Origin of the sequence: Bartonella taylorii (assembly GCF_023920105.1) — a bacterium.
Lineage (GTDB): Bacteria > Pseudomonadota > Alphaproteobacteria > Rhizobiales > Rhizobiaceae > Bartonella > Bartonella taylorii.
In genome coordinates, this window is record NZ_CP083693.1 from 169,624 (window position 1) to 187,032 (window position 17,409).

Here is a 17,409-nt window from a genome sequence, read left to right on the forward strand (position 1 = left end):
CTGGAATCGGCGGGTGGATTTATCACCTGCCTTAGGATCTTTCTTTGATTTTATAAGAGCTTGGGGATTTTATAAGAGTTTTTGGCGCTTGTTTGCACAGATCACGAAAAAGCTAAGAGAGTATAGCTAATGTGTTTTTATTATGAGAGCTAAGATAACGACAAAAGCATTGATGGTGACAATCAATGTTGAATAAAGCATAGCGGTTTTTATTATGTCAGCCATAAGAACCTCTTTCTGTTCTTTGTGGTATCAATTTTATGAATAACAGTATGTTACAGTCTGTAATATATGCTGATACAATGTATGCGGCAAGCTTAAAATCCTTCTTTTTTATGAGGAGTCGAGGTATTTTAGTGCTGTAGGGCAATGAAAAAGTGAAGCTTTGCTGTTTTTTCTATGCAGGAGGTATGTGGTAAAAAGCTTTTTTATACAGGTTCTCTGATTTTTTACACCATAATAGATCGGTTAAAGCTGTTTATGAAAAAATATCAAATATGATTATTGAAAGAAAAGAGCAACAGTACACTTTCTTCCTGAAGATTGGAAATAATAAATGGCATTTGCAACAGAGGCTTTATTTGTGCAGGGGAAATTATTTTTTCTATGCTTTTTCTTTTACGTATTAAGTAAGCGTAAAGAAGTGATATTAACAGTGAACTAACTGTGCGTTATTTTATAAAATGATCTGCGAGAAGATCATATTGTAAAGATAAAGGCTAAAAATTTCAATGGCCATAGCTTTAAGGGCGTATGATATTGAAAGATTATAGGATTTTACGTTTTTTGGAGAACCCTTGAAAGGGTTAAAGAAATACTATATAGTCGCTTATTGCAAAGAAAAGCGAATAGTAATTGAAAAAGGAAATCTATGGTTTTTTTAAGTTATCTTTTTGATATTATAGCGTGGCTATGTTCAGAAAATAATTTTCTTATATTTTGTGCGGAATGCTGCATGCGTGCAGAAGAGAGCATGTAAAAAGAGGGGATTTTTCTGGATTGGTGCAAGTTGATCCTGTCTAGTGCCGAGTGTCATGCAAAATTAAGATGCGTAAAAAGCCAAGTGCTATGGAGGGTAAAATGCTGGAATCTTTAAGGAATTTGAATCTTTATATGCTACGAGTTTTTGTTGGCATATGGTATTGTCAATGCATTATGGTTTTTAGTTGAATATAGGCAGAACAAATTGGGAAGTTTTGATATTTGCTCCACATTGTTCTGTTGCGCATTAGTTTGAGGATTTGCAGCGTTTTGATGAATTGGAATTGGTATTACGCCAATGGTGGTTTTGGAGCAAAAGAAAAAGTCTTCCATATAATGTGTTAGAAAGTTAAACAGGTATACGCTTTTAAGTATTGTCGTGCTGTTGTCGGAGCAATATTCGCACTATGAACTCAATTGAGTGTATCAGCATTGAAGAGAAGCTGTTTAATCTCCCTTATTTTATTTGAGAGCAAGATTGAACAATACCGTTGAAGGGGAAAAAATGTCTGTAGTGTCATATGGTGATGATAGTTTTGCATCAAAAGCAAAAATTCTTGATAACAATCTTATTGATCGTGATTGGGCGATGACAAAGTTTGTAGCTGCTGTTAAAGGATTGGCACAGGTGCTTGATTATGAAAGTAATATGCTAGAAAGCAATAGTGTTCCAGATTATGAAGAGATCAATTCATGTAAAATACGTGGCTTACGTGATCTTAATAAGTCTATGGGCGATGTAAAGCGCTACATGAATGAAGATATTGAGAGTGAGGTTGAAAGCTTGTTATCGGAGTTACAAGAAAAATTACAGCGTAATAGTGAATTGCTTCAAACGCATCTGAATACAGTAAATGATCTTTCACAAGCTGTTCAAATAGCTGCTCGGACAAAAGAAGCAGAGGGGAACTGGTGAGGCATTTTCAGTCAATACTGGATGTTCTAAATGATTAAAATAATTACTCTAGTATATTGTTTTTTCTAGCGAGGGTGTGTGTTTTAACTTCTTTTGGATATCTTGGTCTTTTGCTTCGTCATTTATGCAATTTTGATTCCGCATTACGAAAAAATTGTTCTTTGGCTGTAAGAGAGTGCTTTTAAAGAAAGGGAAGGGGTGTGTATTCCTATTTTGTTGATTGGGAGGAGCTTTCCTTTGATATCGAATGGCTTTTTAATATTTCCGATAAGATTTTTTGAAAATAGAAATTTAATCAATACAAAGCAGCAATTGATGCTGCTTTGTAATAAAATTGATGCTGGATCTGTTTTAAAAATGATAACGTATTCCGCCAGAGAAATTGGTTCCCGATACACCGGCTTTTTGAAGTTTTTGCTTATAGCTAATATCACCATGGAATGCAATATTTTGAGAGAGATAAGCATTGACACCAATGCCACCCTCAATTGAAGATCCGGTAGGATCGAGATAAAATGTATCAGCAATTTTTATCGTTCCGCCATCACCAAAAGCTTTGAGTACGTTCAGCTTACCGTACAAGGAAATAGCATTTTTTTCTTCTGTGGTGGTGAGAGTTTGTGTCAAACGTCCGCCAAGGCGTACTAGCCATTGACGCGGATTGCCCATATCAACTTCCAAATTATTGGCATCTGAGAAAACATTGAACAAGAGATTTTGATAAACTAATTGCGCTTGTGGTTCAAACATTAGCCTTTTAGAGCTGGTTGCTAATTTTTGTCCCACGGTAGCAGATGCGCTAAGCATTTCAGTACCATCTAGTTTTGCAGCATTTCCAACGAGAGCTGTGGTAATATTTCCCTTCAGTTTTCCGTAGGAAAGAAGTGTATTTACGTATAGGCCACTGCTATGTTGAATGCCACTATAAGCTGTAAGCGACCATTTATCAAGCGCCGTCTTTTCAGAATCTTCCATATCTTTTGGAGTAAAAGCAAGTTTTCCGTATGTTCCTACAAGACCAAAATGTGTGCTGATATCTTTACTTTCTAGGGTTGCTAATACCACACCTCCTTGCAAAGCAGTATAGTTTACATCAGCGCCGTAGCCGTAATGCAGTGGATCACGGTTGGAAAATAAGGTAACTTTTTCACCATAGGAGGAGAAGAAAATGCCTTTCTTTTTATTATTCTCTGCTCCAAAAACTGTTGCTCGCATATTATCTAACAGTGCATTTTGATTGTTCACATCAGAAAACTCAGCAGAAAACAAAGCACTGGGCGTGACTAAATAATTTGCTACTTGTGGTAAAAGGGCTCTGATCTTCTTATCTTTATCAATGTAGGCATTCTGCAACCGGTAATCCCAGAAGTTGTTATCATTTTTACCAAAAAGGTTTTGGTTAGCATGGGATGCCCCTGGTGCATAGGCAGTGAGTACATACTTATAAGGTAAACCACCCATTGTTATATATTCCCCTGCTAACTTGAAGGAGTTTTCATTAGCTTTTCCAGAAACTTGAATAACTGAAATTCCATGCGTCTCTGAAGGAAGTGAAGCCATGTGTTCTCCCCAAATAGAACTGCTATCAGTTATTTTTTGATCTTTCTCTAGGAGATTGATGTGGACAATGGTGCTCCCTGATACATCGCCATCGATCACAACACGATCGGTTTCTTGTTCTCTCACCGGAGAATGACTGCTCCATTTGGTGTTTAAATGAATCTCTGCAGTACCTGTTGCACTATAAGCTACTGGTTTATTGGAAGTTTCACCTCCTTGCTGCGATTTAGGTCCTACAAACAAAGTTTGATAATATCCTGCAATTGGTTTGTCAAAAACAACGCTGCTGTCTGTGATGCTCAATCTAGAAAGGTTAGAGTACGACTTTTCGTTAACGCCGAATTGTTTATAATTAGATTGATTTTTATCATCGTCTAGTACGTTTTTATCCTCTTTTAAAAACCATTTCGTATGATTTTTTAGATCAAAAACTGTTTTGTTTTCTGCTAATGTTCTTACTCGGCCTTCTAAAAAGGAATGATCTGCAGTCAACGTAAAGGGATGCGCAGAGTTTCCTTTCTCTTTTGTATTTTTTAATAAAACATCTGCATGGATTTCTGAATTTTTGAGGCTGATTTCAGCACTCATGTCTGCTCCATAAATACTAATACCAACACCATTTTTAACAAAAAGCTTTGTATTATTCAGGTTTACTTGATTGGCAAGGTTTTGTTCTTGAATGGCATTGTCGGCATTAGCCTTTTTTTCAGCGCTACGTGTATAACGTTCTCTGGGTATATAAGGATTGCTCAGAAAAATAATACCACTAGCTGCATAATCACCTGTGACATGTACAGTTGAATCCTTAAGATTGATTGTAGCATTTGTATTTACCAAACCAGCTGATACTGTTGTTACAGCAACACCTGTGGCATAAACAGCTCCACCATCCGATGCAGCAAGTGCAATAAAATTTGCTGTAACTGTCCCTTCTACTATTTTGATTACTGAATTTTTTCCTTCTGCAATTACAGCCAAGTTTCTGTCATAAATTTTAGCGTTATGCAGAGCTACAGTTTCACCGTTTACAGCCCTAATTCCAGATTGCACCTCTTCAATTTGCATTGGTTTTTCAGGTTGTGCAGCTATCGGCTGTTCCGGTACCTTTTTTTCAAGCACTGGTTTTACAGCTACTGGTTGTTCGGTCACTTGTTTCACAAGTGTTGGTGGTACCCCTGTTGCTGGTTTTTTAGGCTCTGATTGTGTGGAAGATACGGGAAAATTAGGTGAGTTTTCTTTGGTGGAAGGCTTTGTAGAAGGAGATTCTTCTGCACCTTGTCGCCTTCTAGATTTTGCTCCTGTTCCAGTCTCTGTAGGTTTTGTTCCCACTTGAGCAAGTTGAAGCGTTTCACCAGCGGGAGAACTGATATCTGTAGTTGTGGGTTCTTGAGGCCCTTTAGTAGTAGATCTTGTTACATCATTTCCTGTACTTTGGGGCTTTATAGGTGTAGATTGTACATTCGCTGTAGTTTGAGCTTTTAAGGTTGTTGCAGAGTCTCCACTTGTTTGAGTAAGCGTACGCGGTGTTCCAGAAGCAGCAACCTCATCTGTTGCCACAATTTCTTTAGATGGAGACTTTGCTTCAGGCTTTGGAGCGTCAGAACTTCCTTGTTTAGACGTAGAATTTCCAGACGTTTGCTTCATAGAACTTGCAGGTTTTTCAAGGGGGGAAGATTTAGAGGGTACAGTTGTAGGAGGATTCTCTTTAGATGAAAAAGAGCTTGTAGGATTATCTTTTCCTGTAGGTGTTGTGATTGTAGATGCAGGCTGAGCTTTTGAGCTTCCAGGTGTATAATTTCCAGTTGATGGTGGAGTAGTTGTTGCATTAAGGGCATAAGACAGGTTGGAATAAGAGTATAATAGAACTCCAGAAACTGTACATAGTAATAAACTTTTTTTCATATATATATTCCTAAATGCTTATCCCCGCTCTTTAATAAAAATTTTGATAGATTTTTAATTCAATATGTTATTTTTATAAAGCTCAAAATGAAACATATGTGGTACTGGTTGTATTTCAAGATGTAAATCAAAGTATTTTTTAAAAGCGGTAACGCATTCCACCGGAAACATGTACTCCAGATATGCCAGTTTTTTTGAGTTTATGTTGATAACTGATATCACCATGAAGCGTGATATTTTGCGATAGGTGCGCATTAACACCTAAGCCACCTTCAATAGAGGTTCCCATAGACGTAAGTTGAAAACTCTCACCAATCTGTATGGTTTTCTTTTTACCAAAAGTCTTGATAAAGTTCATTTTGCCGTAGAAGGAAACGGCATGTCCTTTGTTTTGCGTTAAACGTCCGCCAATACGGAGCAACCATTGGTAGGGATTACCTAGATTTACTTTAAACTTATCGGCATCTGAGAGAATGCCTAGCAGGAGACGTTGATAAACAAGTTGTGCTTGGGGTTCAAGTATTACGCCTTCAATAATGCTTGGCAATTTCTGTCCAACGGTAGCAGAAGCCCCTAATGTCTTTGCGTCATTTGCTATTTTAGTGTTTTTGATGAAAGCAGTGGTGATATCTCCTTTGAGAATTCCGTAAGAGAAGAATGTGCTCGCATAGATACCACCGTCATGCTGAATGTTTCCATATGCGGTGAGTGACCATTTATCAAGCATATTCTTTTCAGCGCCTTCTATGTCCTTTGGGGTGAAAGCTAATTTCCCGTATGTTCCAAAAAAACCAAAATCTGTGCTAATATTTTGATTTTCTAGCGCTATTAATGTAAGACCTGCTTGCAATGCAGCATAGTGCATATCCGCATTAGCACTATCTTGTGATGGATTAGAGCTCGAAAACATGAGTCTGTTGCCATAAGTAGATAAAAAAATCCCCCTTTCTTTATGATCCTTTGGTTCAAACATTGTTATTCGTACATTGTCTAACAACGCATTTTGATTGTTTACATCAGCAAGTCCAATGGCGAACATCACATGAGGCATTACCAAATAGTTTGCCACTTGTGGTGTGAGAGCTTTGGCTTTTACTTCAGAATCGAGAGGGGCATGGGATAAAGTTGTGATTTCTTTAGTGTCTGCAAGCTTAGACGGTTTCTCAGTATCCGCAGCAGATGGGGCGGCAGCATTAACTTTTGAGGGCAGGTTCACATGAGCTTCTGGTGATGTGTTAAGAGTGGTTTGCGGTGTTGAAGAAGTGGTGTTGGCACTTGAAACAATACCACCAGAGGTATTAGAGGCATTACTTGTATAAGTGAGGTTAAAATAAGAAAAAAACAAAGCATAAGCGGCTGTACATAATAATAAATTCTTTTTATGCATAAAGAGGCTCCTGATATATTTTTCTTCTTTTTGATAGAAATTTAATAATTTTTTGACGCATTACACTTTTTTGTAATGTACAGACATAAACAGCGCTGCTTATATTTCAGCGCTGCATTTATTTCAGAAATAGAAATCAAAGATTTTTAAAAGCGGTAGCGCATTCCACCAGACAAATTAATTCCAGATATACCAGCTCTTTGCAGTTTATGTTGATAATTCACATCAGCATGAAAGGCGATATTTTCAGAGAGGTGCGCATTAACACCAAGTCCACCTTCAATTGAAGATCCCATAGAATCAAGGTGGAAAGTATCGCCAATCTGTATTGTCCTTTTATCACCAAAAGCTTTTATCATATTCAGTTTGCCGTAGAAAGAAATGGCGCAGCCTTGTTCAGCAGGCATCATTGTTTGCGTTAAACGCCCTCCAACGCGTACTAACCATTGATGAGGGTTGCCCATATGTACGTTAAAACCATCAACATCTGAGAGAGTGCCAAGCATAAGATGCTGATAAACAAGCTGTGCTTGGGGTTCAAAAACCAATCCCGCAACATTAGTTGCTAATTTTTGTCCGATAGTGGCCGATGCATTCAATGTATCAGTGTCATGCAATTTTGCTGTATTTCCGATGAGAGCTGTGGTGATGTTTCCCTTCAGAACTCCATAGGAGAAGAGCGCATTGACATAGATGCCATTGTTATGGTCGAGGCTACCATATGCAGCGAGTGACCATTTATCCAATGTACTCTTGTCAGAGCCGTCCATATGCTTTGGGGTAAAAGCCAGTTTTCCATATGTGCCTAAAAGACCAAAGCTCGTGGTCATATCCTGATCTTCTAGCGCTGCTAACATAATGCCTGCTTGCAATGCAGCATAGCGAACATCAGCACCATAGCCATATTTTAAGGGACTACGACTGGAAGATAATGTGCTTTTATTGCCGTAAGTAGATAAGAAAATCCTTTTCTTTTTATTCTCCTCTGGTCTAACTGCTGTTGTTCGCATATTGTCTAACAGCGTGTTTTGATTGTTTACATCAGAAAATTCAGCAGAGAATACAGCGTTAGGCATTACTAAATAGCTTGCTACTTGAGGAACAAGAGCTCTGATTTTTGCTTCACGATCAAGGGTAGCATTTTGCAGACGGAAATCCCAAAAATTCTCATCCTCTCCCAAGAAGCTTTGGTTAACATCAGCCTTTCCATTGCTTGATGTGGGGCCGTAGGCATTTAACGTATATTTATAAGGTAAACCGCCCATCGTGGTGTAGCTATTTGCGAGTTTGAAGGAATTTTCATCTGCTTTTCCAGAAACTTGCACGAGTGAAAGACCACGTGTATTTAAAGGAATAGAATTGTCTGGAGCAGAACTTTCTGCCTTTGATGTCTCACTCTTTGAAAGGCTGTTGAAATGGATTGTTGTGGTGCCTGAAACATCACCATGAACCAGAACACGGTCAGTTTTTTGTTGTTCCTTTGCTAAACCATTACTCCATTCGGTATTAAAATAAATTCTTGCACTGCCTGTTGCATTGTAAACTTCCGCTATATTGGGAACTTTATTTTCCAGCGGCTTAGGCTCTTCAGCTTGTGGCTTTCTTCCTACACTCAAGGTTTTATAATGATCCTCCGTATTGAATACGATAGAACTATTGTTAAGATTAAGGACTGAAATGTTAGAATGTGCTCTTTTATTAATATCAAGCAGTGAGTAGTTAAACAGTTTAATAATGCTATCATTATCTACTTCGTTTTTACTAATCTTTAGAAGCCATTTGCTGTCATTGTTCAAAGTAAAAGCTGTTGTGTTATTTTGTAATGTTTTTGCTCTTCCTTCCAAAATTGAATGATCAGCAGTTAATGTAAGAATGACAGGGGCAGTTCCTAGCATGCTTTTATTTTTTAATAATACATCAGCACGAATTTCTGAGTTTTTAAGTTTAATCTCACCATTTGAGAAGGGCCCTATAATACCAATACCATCTTTCACAAGAAGTTTCGTATTGGTAAGAATTGCCTGATTGACAACTTCTTCACCTTCATTTTTAACAAATTTTGTAATGAAATCAAATTTAATACCATAGCTTTCATGGTTTCCTTTGACGGTTACAACAGAATCTTCAAGATTGATTATACCGTTTGCAATTTCCAACCCTGTTATCAGCGTCTTTGCATCTACTTCTTTAGCATTAATGCGGGCACCTTTTGTTGCATTAAATGAAACCATTTCTGAGGTCATATCTGCTTTTTTAATCGTGACTACAGTCTTTGAGCCTTTCGCGTTCACAGTGCTAATTCTATCGCGAATAATAACGTTGTTAAAAGTCTGTTCTCCCTTAGTAACATTAACTTTAGGGATTTCACGAGGGGAATTTTCTGCATAAGCCGAATTAAAATGAGAAAAAACGAAAGCTCCAGCAATTGTACACAATAAAAAATTTTTCTTATACATAGATATATCCTTGATATTGATATGCTTTTGATGCTTACTTCATTCCCCTGATGGCGCAAGTTTCGAGATTATTTATATCATTATGTCTTTATTGTAAAGAACAAAACAAATTATACAATGGTATTCTTTATAGTTTGAAGATTTGCTTCAGAAAATCTTTTAAAAGAGTGATGCATTAATCAGTGGAAAAACGAATTTTGGAAAACCTCGCTTGGTCAAGCTATATTCAAGAAACACTGTGAATCATGATCTTTTGAAAAATTGTTCATGGATCAAAAATTGTCATCATAAAATTCTATAGAGTTGAAATGGATATTGCTTTATGCGTTTGCTAAAAATTTGCAGCAGGTTTTTTCTGTTGTAGGAAAAGAAGTGGACATATTATGTGTTTTTAAACATAAAAAGATAAAATACTTTAAATTTTTAATTAATACAAAAGAGATTTTTGAGGTCATTCGATTTTTATAAAACACAAAGGCAACTTTTTTGGGAGTTCTGTATAAATTAAAGACGAAGTATTTTGTTACATTGGGATGAGTGAAGTGAATTCGCTCAAGATAGATGATGTAAGAAAGATATGAAGAAAGAAACAGTAATTCGACGAGTATTTTCATGACAGGTTAAAATAAAAAAGACAGCACACTATGCTGTCTTTTTGCTAAACCAGACAAAAAATACGCTTGTTATTCATAATTTTACATTAAAACCGATAGCGTATTCCACCAGAAAAATTGGTTCCAGATATGCCCGATTTTTGAATATTACGTTGATAACTGACATCACCATGAAGTACAATATTTTGCGATAAGTGCGCATTCACGCCGAGTCCTCCTTCAAGGGACGCTCCCATAGAGTCAAGATGGAACGTATTACCAACTTGTATCGTGCCTTTGTCGCCAAAAGCTTTAAGTATATTGAATTTACCGTAGAAAGAAACAGTATGGTCTCCCTCAATAGGGAGCATAGTTTGCGTTAAACGTCCGCCAATCCTTACCAACCATTGTTGAGGATTGCCCATGTTTGCTTTAAATCCATCGATATCTGAAAAGGAGCCGAGTATGAGACGCTGATAAACAAGTTGTGCTTGTGGTTCAAAGATTAATTTTTCAATACCAGTTATTATTTTTTGACCAACGATGGCAGATGCACTCAATGTTTCTGTATTATCGACCTTTGCAGTATTTCCGATCAGAGCTGTGGTGATATTTCCCTTCAGAGCTCCATAGGAGAAGAATGCATTGACATACATGCCATTATTATGATGAACGCTACCATATGCAGTGAGTGACCATTTATTCAGCGTGCTCTTGTCAGAGCCTTCCATATCCTTTGGAGTAAAAGCTAGTGTCCCGTATGTGCCCAAAAGACCAAACTCTGTAGTGAGGTTTTGATTTTCTAGTGCAGCTAATGTGATTCCTGCTTGTAAGGCAGCATAGTGAACATCGGCGCCATAGCCATATTGTAGTGGATTATGGTTAGAAGATAGTATGATCTTATTACCATAGGAGGATAAGAAAATTCCTTTCTTTTTGCGCGTTTCAGGATAAAACACTCTTATTTGTGTATTGTTTAATAGTGTATTTTGATTGTTTACATCAGCGTATCCAGCGGAGAATACAGCATTAGGCATCACCAAATAGCTTGCTACTTGTGGTACAAGTGCTCTGGTTTTTTCCTCAGGATCAAGGTGAATATTTTGCAGACGGAAATCCCAAAAATTCTCATTTTTTCCCAAGAGGCTTTGGCTAACATCAGCTTTTCCATTGCTCGATGTGGGGCCATAGGCGTTCAACACGTATTTATAAGGTAAACCGTCTATTGTAGTATAGCCATTTGCAAGTTTGAAAGCAGTCTCTTCTGCTTTTCCAGAAACTTGAACGAGCGAGAGACCACGTCTATTCCAAGGAACAGAGTTTTTTGCTTTTTTGCTTTCATTTTTCGAAAGGTTGTTGATATAAATTGTTGTAGTACCTGATACATTGCCATGAATAAGAAGCCTATCCGTTTTTTGTTGTTCTGTTGGTGCACTATCACTCCATTGGGTATTGAAATAAATCTTTGCACTGCCTGTTGCACTGTAGACTGTTTTGTTTGTTACGGTGTTATTTATGGTGTTAGGTGTCTTAGTCCCTATATGTAATGTTTGATATTGGTCTTGCGTTGGTTCCTTAAAAACAATGGTACTATCGTTGAGATTCAGCATAAAAACTGTGGAATGTAATTTCTTTGTCAGATCAAATGGTTGGTTGTTATTGTTGTTTGTGCTGGCCTTTAAATACCATGTTGTGCCATTGATCAAACTCAAGACTGTTTGGGTAGGGTTTCTCTCTGAATCTTTTGCACTCCCTTCTAAAATAGAGTGGTTTGCGATTACGCTGGATTCGCCAGAATCACCTTGATTTGGGCGGCCTACTAATAAAATGTTGGCACGGATTTCTGAATCTTTGAGTATAATTTTTGATTGGTTTCCTCGTACTGTGAGTCCATTGCTATCGGTATGTATGTGAGCATCTACTAGCTCAATTTGCCCACCACATGTTGCAAAAATAACAGATCGCCACCCCGTTGTGGTAAGTGCCCCTCCTTTCATAGTGATTTTTGACTGTTCATTTTGTGCTTGTAGCCCTATATCATTGGTTTCTATAGAAACATCGATAAGATCAATTTGTCCGCCAGAACTTGCTAAAACAGCAGGATTTCTTCTGGTTATAGACAATGTTTCTCCCGACGTTGTAATTGTTCCTCTCTTCATTGTGACTTTTGATTGCTCATTTTGTGCTTGTAATCCAACATTGCGTGCGTTCATAGAAACATCGATAAGATCGACTTGTCCTCCAGAACCAGCTAAAACAGCAGGTTGCAAGCCCGTTGTGGTCATTGATCCCCTTATCATGATGACTTTCGATTGCGCATATTGTGCTTGTAGTCCTTGCGTCATTAATATCTCATCTTCTTCTTGTGGTTTTTGTGTCAGTGTTCCATCATCATTGGTATGTACAATGACGTCTGTAAGATAAATCTTCCCGCCAGAATTAGCTAGGACTGCAGGTTGAGCACCAGCGGTGGTAAGTGTTCCTCCTTTCATGGTGATTTGCGACTGTAAACCGTTGGCTGAGAGCCCGTAGTCATTGGATAAGATTTCAATATTATTTTCTAGGGTTATTGTACTTTCTTTCTCGGCATATATGCCCATATTGTTCCCTTGGATTGAGCCGCCCGATATTGTTATTTGAGAGTTATCATTTGCATGTATGCCGGTTCTTGCATGCGTAATTGTTATATTTTTTAAAGAAACTTTGCTTTTTTTGATAGCACTTATCCCTATGCTCTCTTTGAAGGCAATGAGAGGGCCAATGATATCAATTTTAACATTTTCTAACGCGTTTTTATCATTATGGCTTTCTTCAAAAGCGACACCTAGGTGGTTAGCTTTAATGGAGCTAGCGAACATACTCAATGTTCCTCCGCTTTTTATACTCGTTCCAACCCCTTCTATTATCTCAGTTCTATCGGGTGTCTTTGTATTTTGGTCTTGATTGCTTACTTCAATCGCTACATTTTTTAGTTCAATGCTACCATTCGTTTCGGCTTCTACACCGATCGGTATCCGTATGTTCACCTTTTTTGGACGAATGGAGCCGCCAGTCATCTTAATCCTACCACTTTCATGTGCCCACAAACCGGTTGCAACGTTTTTTATCGTTGTGTTTCCTTCTAACTCAATGATACTACCGGATTGATTAGCTTCTACACCACTTATGGCTTTTATTGTTGATCTTTCTTGTACTGGAAGTCCACTGATTGTGAGATCTTTGCCATGAATTTTACCACCAGCCAGTGCATAGACATTTTCGTAGTTTTCTCCAGTTGGAGCAATTTTATCTGCCCCTTTATTAGCAAAAAAGGAGCGGGTGTGTGCATTGGAATGAGCACTCAATAATATTGTCGCTGTTATAGCCGTGTATGATAAAAGAGTATTTTTATACATCTAATATCACCTGAACTTATAAGTCTCGCATGTCATCTTTCAAGTTTAATGAAGATGATAAAAGAGTATTTTATCGTACTTAAATTTTTAAGTAAAGTTTAAAATTAAATTATATTATTAAAATAAAATACTTATATTTAAATTTTTGTTTTTTAATTTATATGTATTGATATTTTAGAGAGTTTTAATTTTATAAATTGTTTTTTTATTCCATGCTTTTTTAAAGCAGGTAAATTTGATCATGTCATTGTATGTTATTCTTTTTACTTTCTTAACAGTTTAACTGCTGAGAGAAGGGGTATTCTATTTTTTATCATTTTTCAATTTTTTGTTTGCGCATACATAGTGTTTCATGACAAATAAACGAGTGAAAATCACACATTAAAGAATAGATTATGCTATGGATAAGAAATAAATAAATATAATTTATTTAATTATATTTATTTATAATAACAAGATTTCGCACAGGATATTCAGTTAAAACTTATTATGAGAGGAACAAGAAATTTTCTTTTCGTCAGAGTTTCTATATTATAGAAACATCCATACCATTTACTATTAACTGTAGTAATTTATGAGTGTGCCTTTTTTCTACATTGAAAATAAAAGGGGAGGAGGGTTTTGATGAGGCAATTCGGATTTATAAATTAAAAGCCAGCACAATGTACTGCCTTTTTTGATAAACTGTACAGATAACGATACACTTATTGTTACAATTTTGTTTTAAAACTGATAACGTATTCCGCCTGAAAAACTTGCTCCAGTTATACCAGTTTTTTGAAGCTTTTGTTGAGCGCTGACATCCCCATGAAGAGAGATGTTTGGAGACAGTTGCGCACTGATACCAAGCCCGCCTTCAATAAAAGAGCCCAAAGGATCACGTTGATAATTTTTATTAATATGTATTGCTTCATCGTCGCCAAAAGTTTTGACCGCATTTACTTTGCCGTATAGGGAAATAGAATGGCCATTTTCAGCTGTGACAACAGTTTTTGTCAAACGTCCACCAACTCGGATCAACCATTGATGGGGATTGTTCATATCAATGGTAAGATTATCGGCATCTGAAATGGTATCAAACATCAAATGTTGATAAGCAAGTTGTGCTTGGGGTTCGAAGGTTAAGCCTTCCATTCCAGTTGCAAATTGTTTGCCAACGGTGGTGGAGATGCTCAACATTTTGGCATTTTTCAATTTTGCAGTTTTGCCAATGACGGCATTGGTGATATCTCCCTTTATTATCCCATAGGATAAAAGTGTATCGATGTAGAATCCATTGTCATGCTGTATGCTGCCATAGGCTGTAAGTGACCATTTATCCAGTGAGCTCTTCCCAGCATCTTGCATATCTTTTGGGGTGAAAGATATTTGCCCATAGGTTCCTACAAGACCAAAACGTGTGGTTACGTTTTGGTCCTCAATTGCTGCCAATGTAACACCGGCTTGTAGAGCAGCATAACGAATATCAGCACCATAACCATATTTGAAAGGGCCACGCTCAGAAGATAAGGTTCCTGTGCTTCCGTAAGTGTAAAGGAAGAAACCGGTTTGTTTGTTTTTTTCTCTTCCTAAGACGGATGTTCTCATATCGGCTAAAAACGCGTTTTGCTTAGCCATATCGGTTAAGCCCGTAGTGAAGAGAGTATTTGGCATGACCAAATAGCTTGCCATTTGTGGTACGGGGGCAGATACGATACCAGAGCCTGAACCTGTGTCAAGAAATGCCTTGTGTAAGCGGAAATCCCAGAAATTTTTATTCTTTTCATCAAAGAGGTTTTGCCCAATATCGGCGTTACCATGGCTTGATGTTGGTCCATAGGCAGTGAGCGTGTATTTATAAGGTTCTCCCCCTATCGTGGTATAGCCCTTGGCTAATTTGAAAGAATCCTCTTTCGCTTCTCCAGAAACTTGGATGAGCGAAAGACCACCTGTATTAGAAGGATTAGAAGCATTTACTACACTATTTTTATCCCCTAAATCGCTTGTGATATAAATTGTTGTGGAGCCTGAGACATTACCATGAATCAGAAGTTTATCAGTTTTTTGATCAGCTATGGCATCGCCATCACTCCATGCAGTGTTGAAATAAATCTTTGCATCGCCAGAGGCGTTGTAAACTGCTTGCGTGTCTGGTTTTCCAGAACCTATATGCAATGTGTGATAATGCTCTTCTGTTGGTCGGTTAAAAGAAATAGTGCTGTCATTGAGGTTAAGCACAGAAATATCAGAACGTGATCTTTGAGTGATATCAAGCAGATTACCTTCATCGTCTTTTTCTTTTGTGCTATTCTTCAAGGTCCATGTTGTCTTGTTTTTTAAATCAAAGAGTACATTTCTTTTTTGTGCAATTTTTGCTCTGCCCTCTAAAGTGGAATGATCTGCGTTTAATGTGAAGGTACCGTTGAATATTTCCTTAACATCTTTACCACCCCACCAACTTTCATCTTTCCTCCAAATTTTGTTCGACAAAATACCGTCATCTAATAAAACATCGGCATGGATCTTTGAATTTTTAAGATTAACTGTACCAATTGATGGAGCAGCATGATTTTCAATGCTCTTTTCAACAATAGCTCCGACGAGAATTCCGGCTCCATTTTCAACATGAACATCTGCATTGGTTAGATTGATTTCACTGCTTTGATTTTTTTGTAGATTCTCTGTAGAGAAAGACATGAAATGCAAACCAACGACTTCTGTTGTTACAGAAGCATTTGCAAGATCAATGTGCCCGTTAATTTGTGCTGATAGTGCAACTTTTTTTGCTGCTATCTTGCTTGCAACTGTATCAATACCGCCATTAATCATCTTAATTGTGCTATTATTGGCTGCAGCAAGACCAACATCAAAGTTTTGAAGGATCGTTTTACCGTTTAATTCAATTAAACTGTTCGGTTCATAGGCTCCCACACCGGTGGTTTTTTCGGACTCACTACCGGTTATTGTTAAATCTCCACTAACAATTTTACTCCCACCGTCTGCATAAAAACCTTCGTCAACATTTTCGATGGTTGTTTTGCCTGTTAAGTGAATTTCACTACCAGCGTCCGCTGTCCATACACCAGAGCGTTCTCTGTCCGGGTCTGAATTGATTGCTTTACTACCGATGACTGTTAACTCTTCGCTAGTAATTTTGCCCCCACCAACTGCTCCAAGACCGTTCACAGTATTGTCGATTGTTGTGTGTCCATGCAATTTTATTATACTACCAGAGCCAAGGGCAACTGCACCACTTCCCTTACCATTTGTTGTTAGGGCAACATCTGTGGTATCAATCTGTCCACCGTTGATTGCATACAATGCTGTTTGGTTCGCGGTTACGGACCCTCCCGTCATTTTAATCTCAGATCCTGAACCGTTTGCAAGGAGTCCATTGTTATTAGATGATGTAATTTTAGCATTATTTAAGATAATCGTACTGCCGGTTTGGGCATTTATTCCTACCTCGCGTACATTAAATGACCCTCCTGAGACTGTTATTGTCGAGTGATCATTTGCAAATATACCGGCGGTGGCTTGAGTTACTTTTACATTTTTTAAAGCGACTATACTTTTGTCTGCTTTTATTCCATTGATCAGTGGCGTGCTATTTTCACTACTCGTTATCACTACATCTTTCAGGTTATTTTTGTCGTTCTGGCTGTTAGAGAAGTAAACACCAGTGTTAGAAACCCTAATGGTTCCTCCAGTCATTTGAAGTATAGCGCCTTCTTTTGCTTCAATACCTAAGGAAATGACAGAATCGGTGCCTTGAATGGTCGTGTTATTTAATTTAATCGCACTGTTATTGCCTTCAGTGGTTACAGCAAAAACGCTTTTGTTTGAGATCTGGCTTGTATCTTTATTTCCCAGCACAGTTAAATGGTCGCCAATAATTTGGCCACCGTTTTTTGCATGAATAATTTCATAGGTTTCGTTGGCGATTTCTTTTTTCTCTTGAGAAACTTCAAGGGTTTTAGCATGTGCATTGAATTGGATGTTAAACAGTATGATAGCTGCTGTCGTTGTATATGATAAAAGGGATTTTTTATACACTAGTACTCTCCTTTTATAGAAGCCCCAAATATTCATTCCCCCGCGAACTTCATAAGAAGAGTAGAAAATGGATAATTGTCTTTAACCTAAACCTATTAGTATTGATAACTTATCACTTTGGTAATGTATTTTTGTTTGTTTGTCAAAAATTAAAATTAATCTATATTAAAACAGAATATGTATT

6 protein-coding genes are annotated in these 17,409 nt (G+C 37.5%); 1 reads left to right on the plus strand and 5 read right to left on the minus strand.

All coding sequences use genetic code 11. The annotated features are described in order from the left end of the window. The first annotated feature begins 1,486 nt into the window (after positions 1-1,486). Positions 1,487-1,897 carry a hypothetical protein gene (locus LBE40_RS00770; protein ID WP_004861272.1) on the plus strand — a complete coding sequence of 137 codons (411 nt, stop codon included), beginning with the start codon at positions 1,487-1,489 and terminating at the stop codon, positions 1,895-1,897. 351 nt (positions 1,898-2,248) lie between these two features. Here the strand turns inward: LBE40_RS00770 and LBE40_RS00775 are convergent, their stop codons facing one another. The 5 genes from LBE40_RS00775 to LBE40_RS00795 all read right to left on the minus strand — a co-directional run bounded on the left by LBE40_RS00775 (position 2,249) and on the right by LBE40_RS00795 (position 17,225). Next, positions 2,249-5,359 carry an autotransporter outer membrane beta-barrel domain-containing protein gene (locus LBE40_RS00775; protein ID WP_004861275.1) on the minus strand — a complete coding sequence of 1,037 codons (3,111 nt, stop codon included), beginning with the start codon at positions 5,357-5,359 and terminating at the stop codon, positions 2,249-2,251. A 139-nt stretch (positions 5,360-5,498) separates the two neighbouring features. Further along, complete coding sequence (locus LBE40_RS00780) at positions 5,499-6,746, minus strand: autotransporter outer membrane beta-barrel domain-containing protein (protein WP_004861279.1); 1,248 nt, start codon at positions 6,744-6,746, stop codon at positions 5,499-5,501. 146 nt (positions 6,747-6,892) lie between these two features. Next, positions 6,893-9,202 (minus strand): autotransporter outer membrane beta-barrel domain-containing protein, encoded by a 2,310-nt coding sequence (locus LBE40_RS00785; protein WP_004861283.1) that lies wholly within the window; start codon positions 9,200-9,202, stop codon positions 6,893-6,895. Positions 9,203-9,902: 700 nt separating this feature from the next. Further along, positions 9,903-13,190 (minus strand): autotransporter outer membrane beta-barrel domain-containing protein, encoded by a 3,288-nt coding sequence (locus LBE40_RS00790; RefSeq protein ID WP_004861286.1) that lies wholly within the window; start codon positions 13,188-13,190, stop codon positions 9,903-9,905. A gap of 723 nt (positions 13,191-13,913) precedes the next feature. After that, positions 13,914-17,225: an autotransporter outer membrane beta-barrel domain-containing protein gene (locus LBE40_RS00795; RefSeq protein ID WP_004861288.1), complete on the minus strand. Its 3,312-nt coding sequence runs from the start codon at positions 17,223-17,225 to the stop codon at positions 13,914-13,916. Positions 17,226-17,409: the final 184 nt, after the last annotated feature.

Bases quoted from the DNA above. Each gene is read 5' to 3' on its own strand.
- LBE40_RS00770 (WP_004861272.1), top strand. From the start codon at position 1,487: ATGTCTGTAGTGTCATATGGTGATGATAGTTTTGCATCAAAAGCAAAA.
- LBE40_RS00775 (WP_004861275.1), bottom strand. From the start codon at position 5,359: ATGAAAAAAAGTTTATTACTATGTACAGTTTCTGGAGTTCTATTATAC.
- LBE40_RS00780 (WP_004861279.1), bottom strand. From the start codon at position 6,746: ATGCATAAAAAGAATTTATTATTATGTACAGCCGCTTATGCTTTGTTT.
- LBE40_RS00785 (WP_004861283.1), bottom strand. From the start codon at position 9,202: ATGTATAAGAAAAATTTTTTATTGTGTACAATTGCTGGAGCTTTCGTT.
- LBE40_RS00790 (WP_004861286.1), bottom strand. From the start codon at position 13,190: ATGTATAAAAATACTCTTTTATCATACACGGCTATAACAGCGACAATA.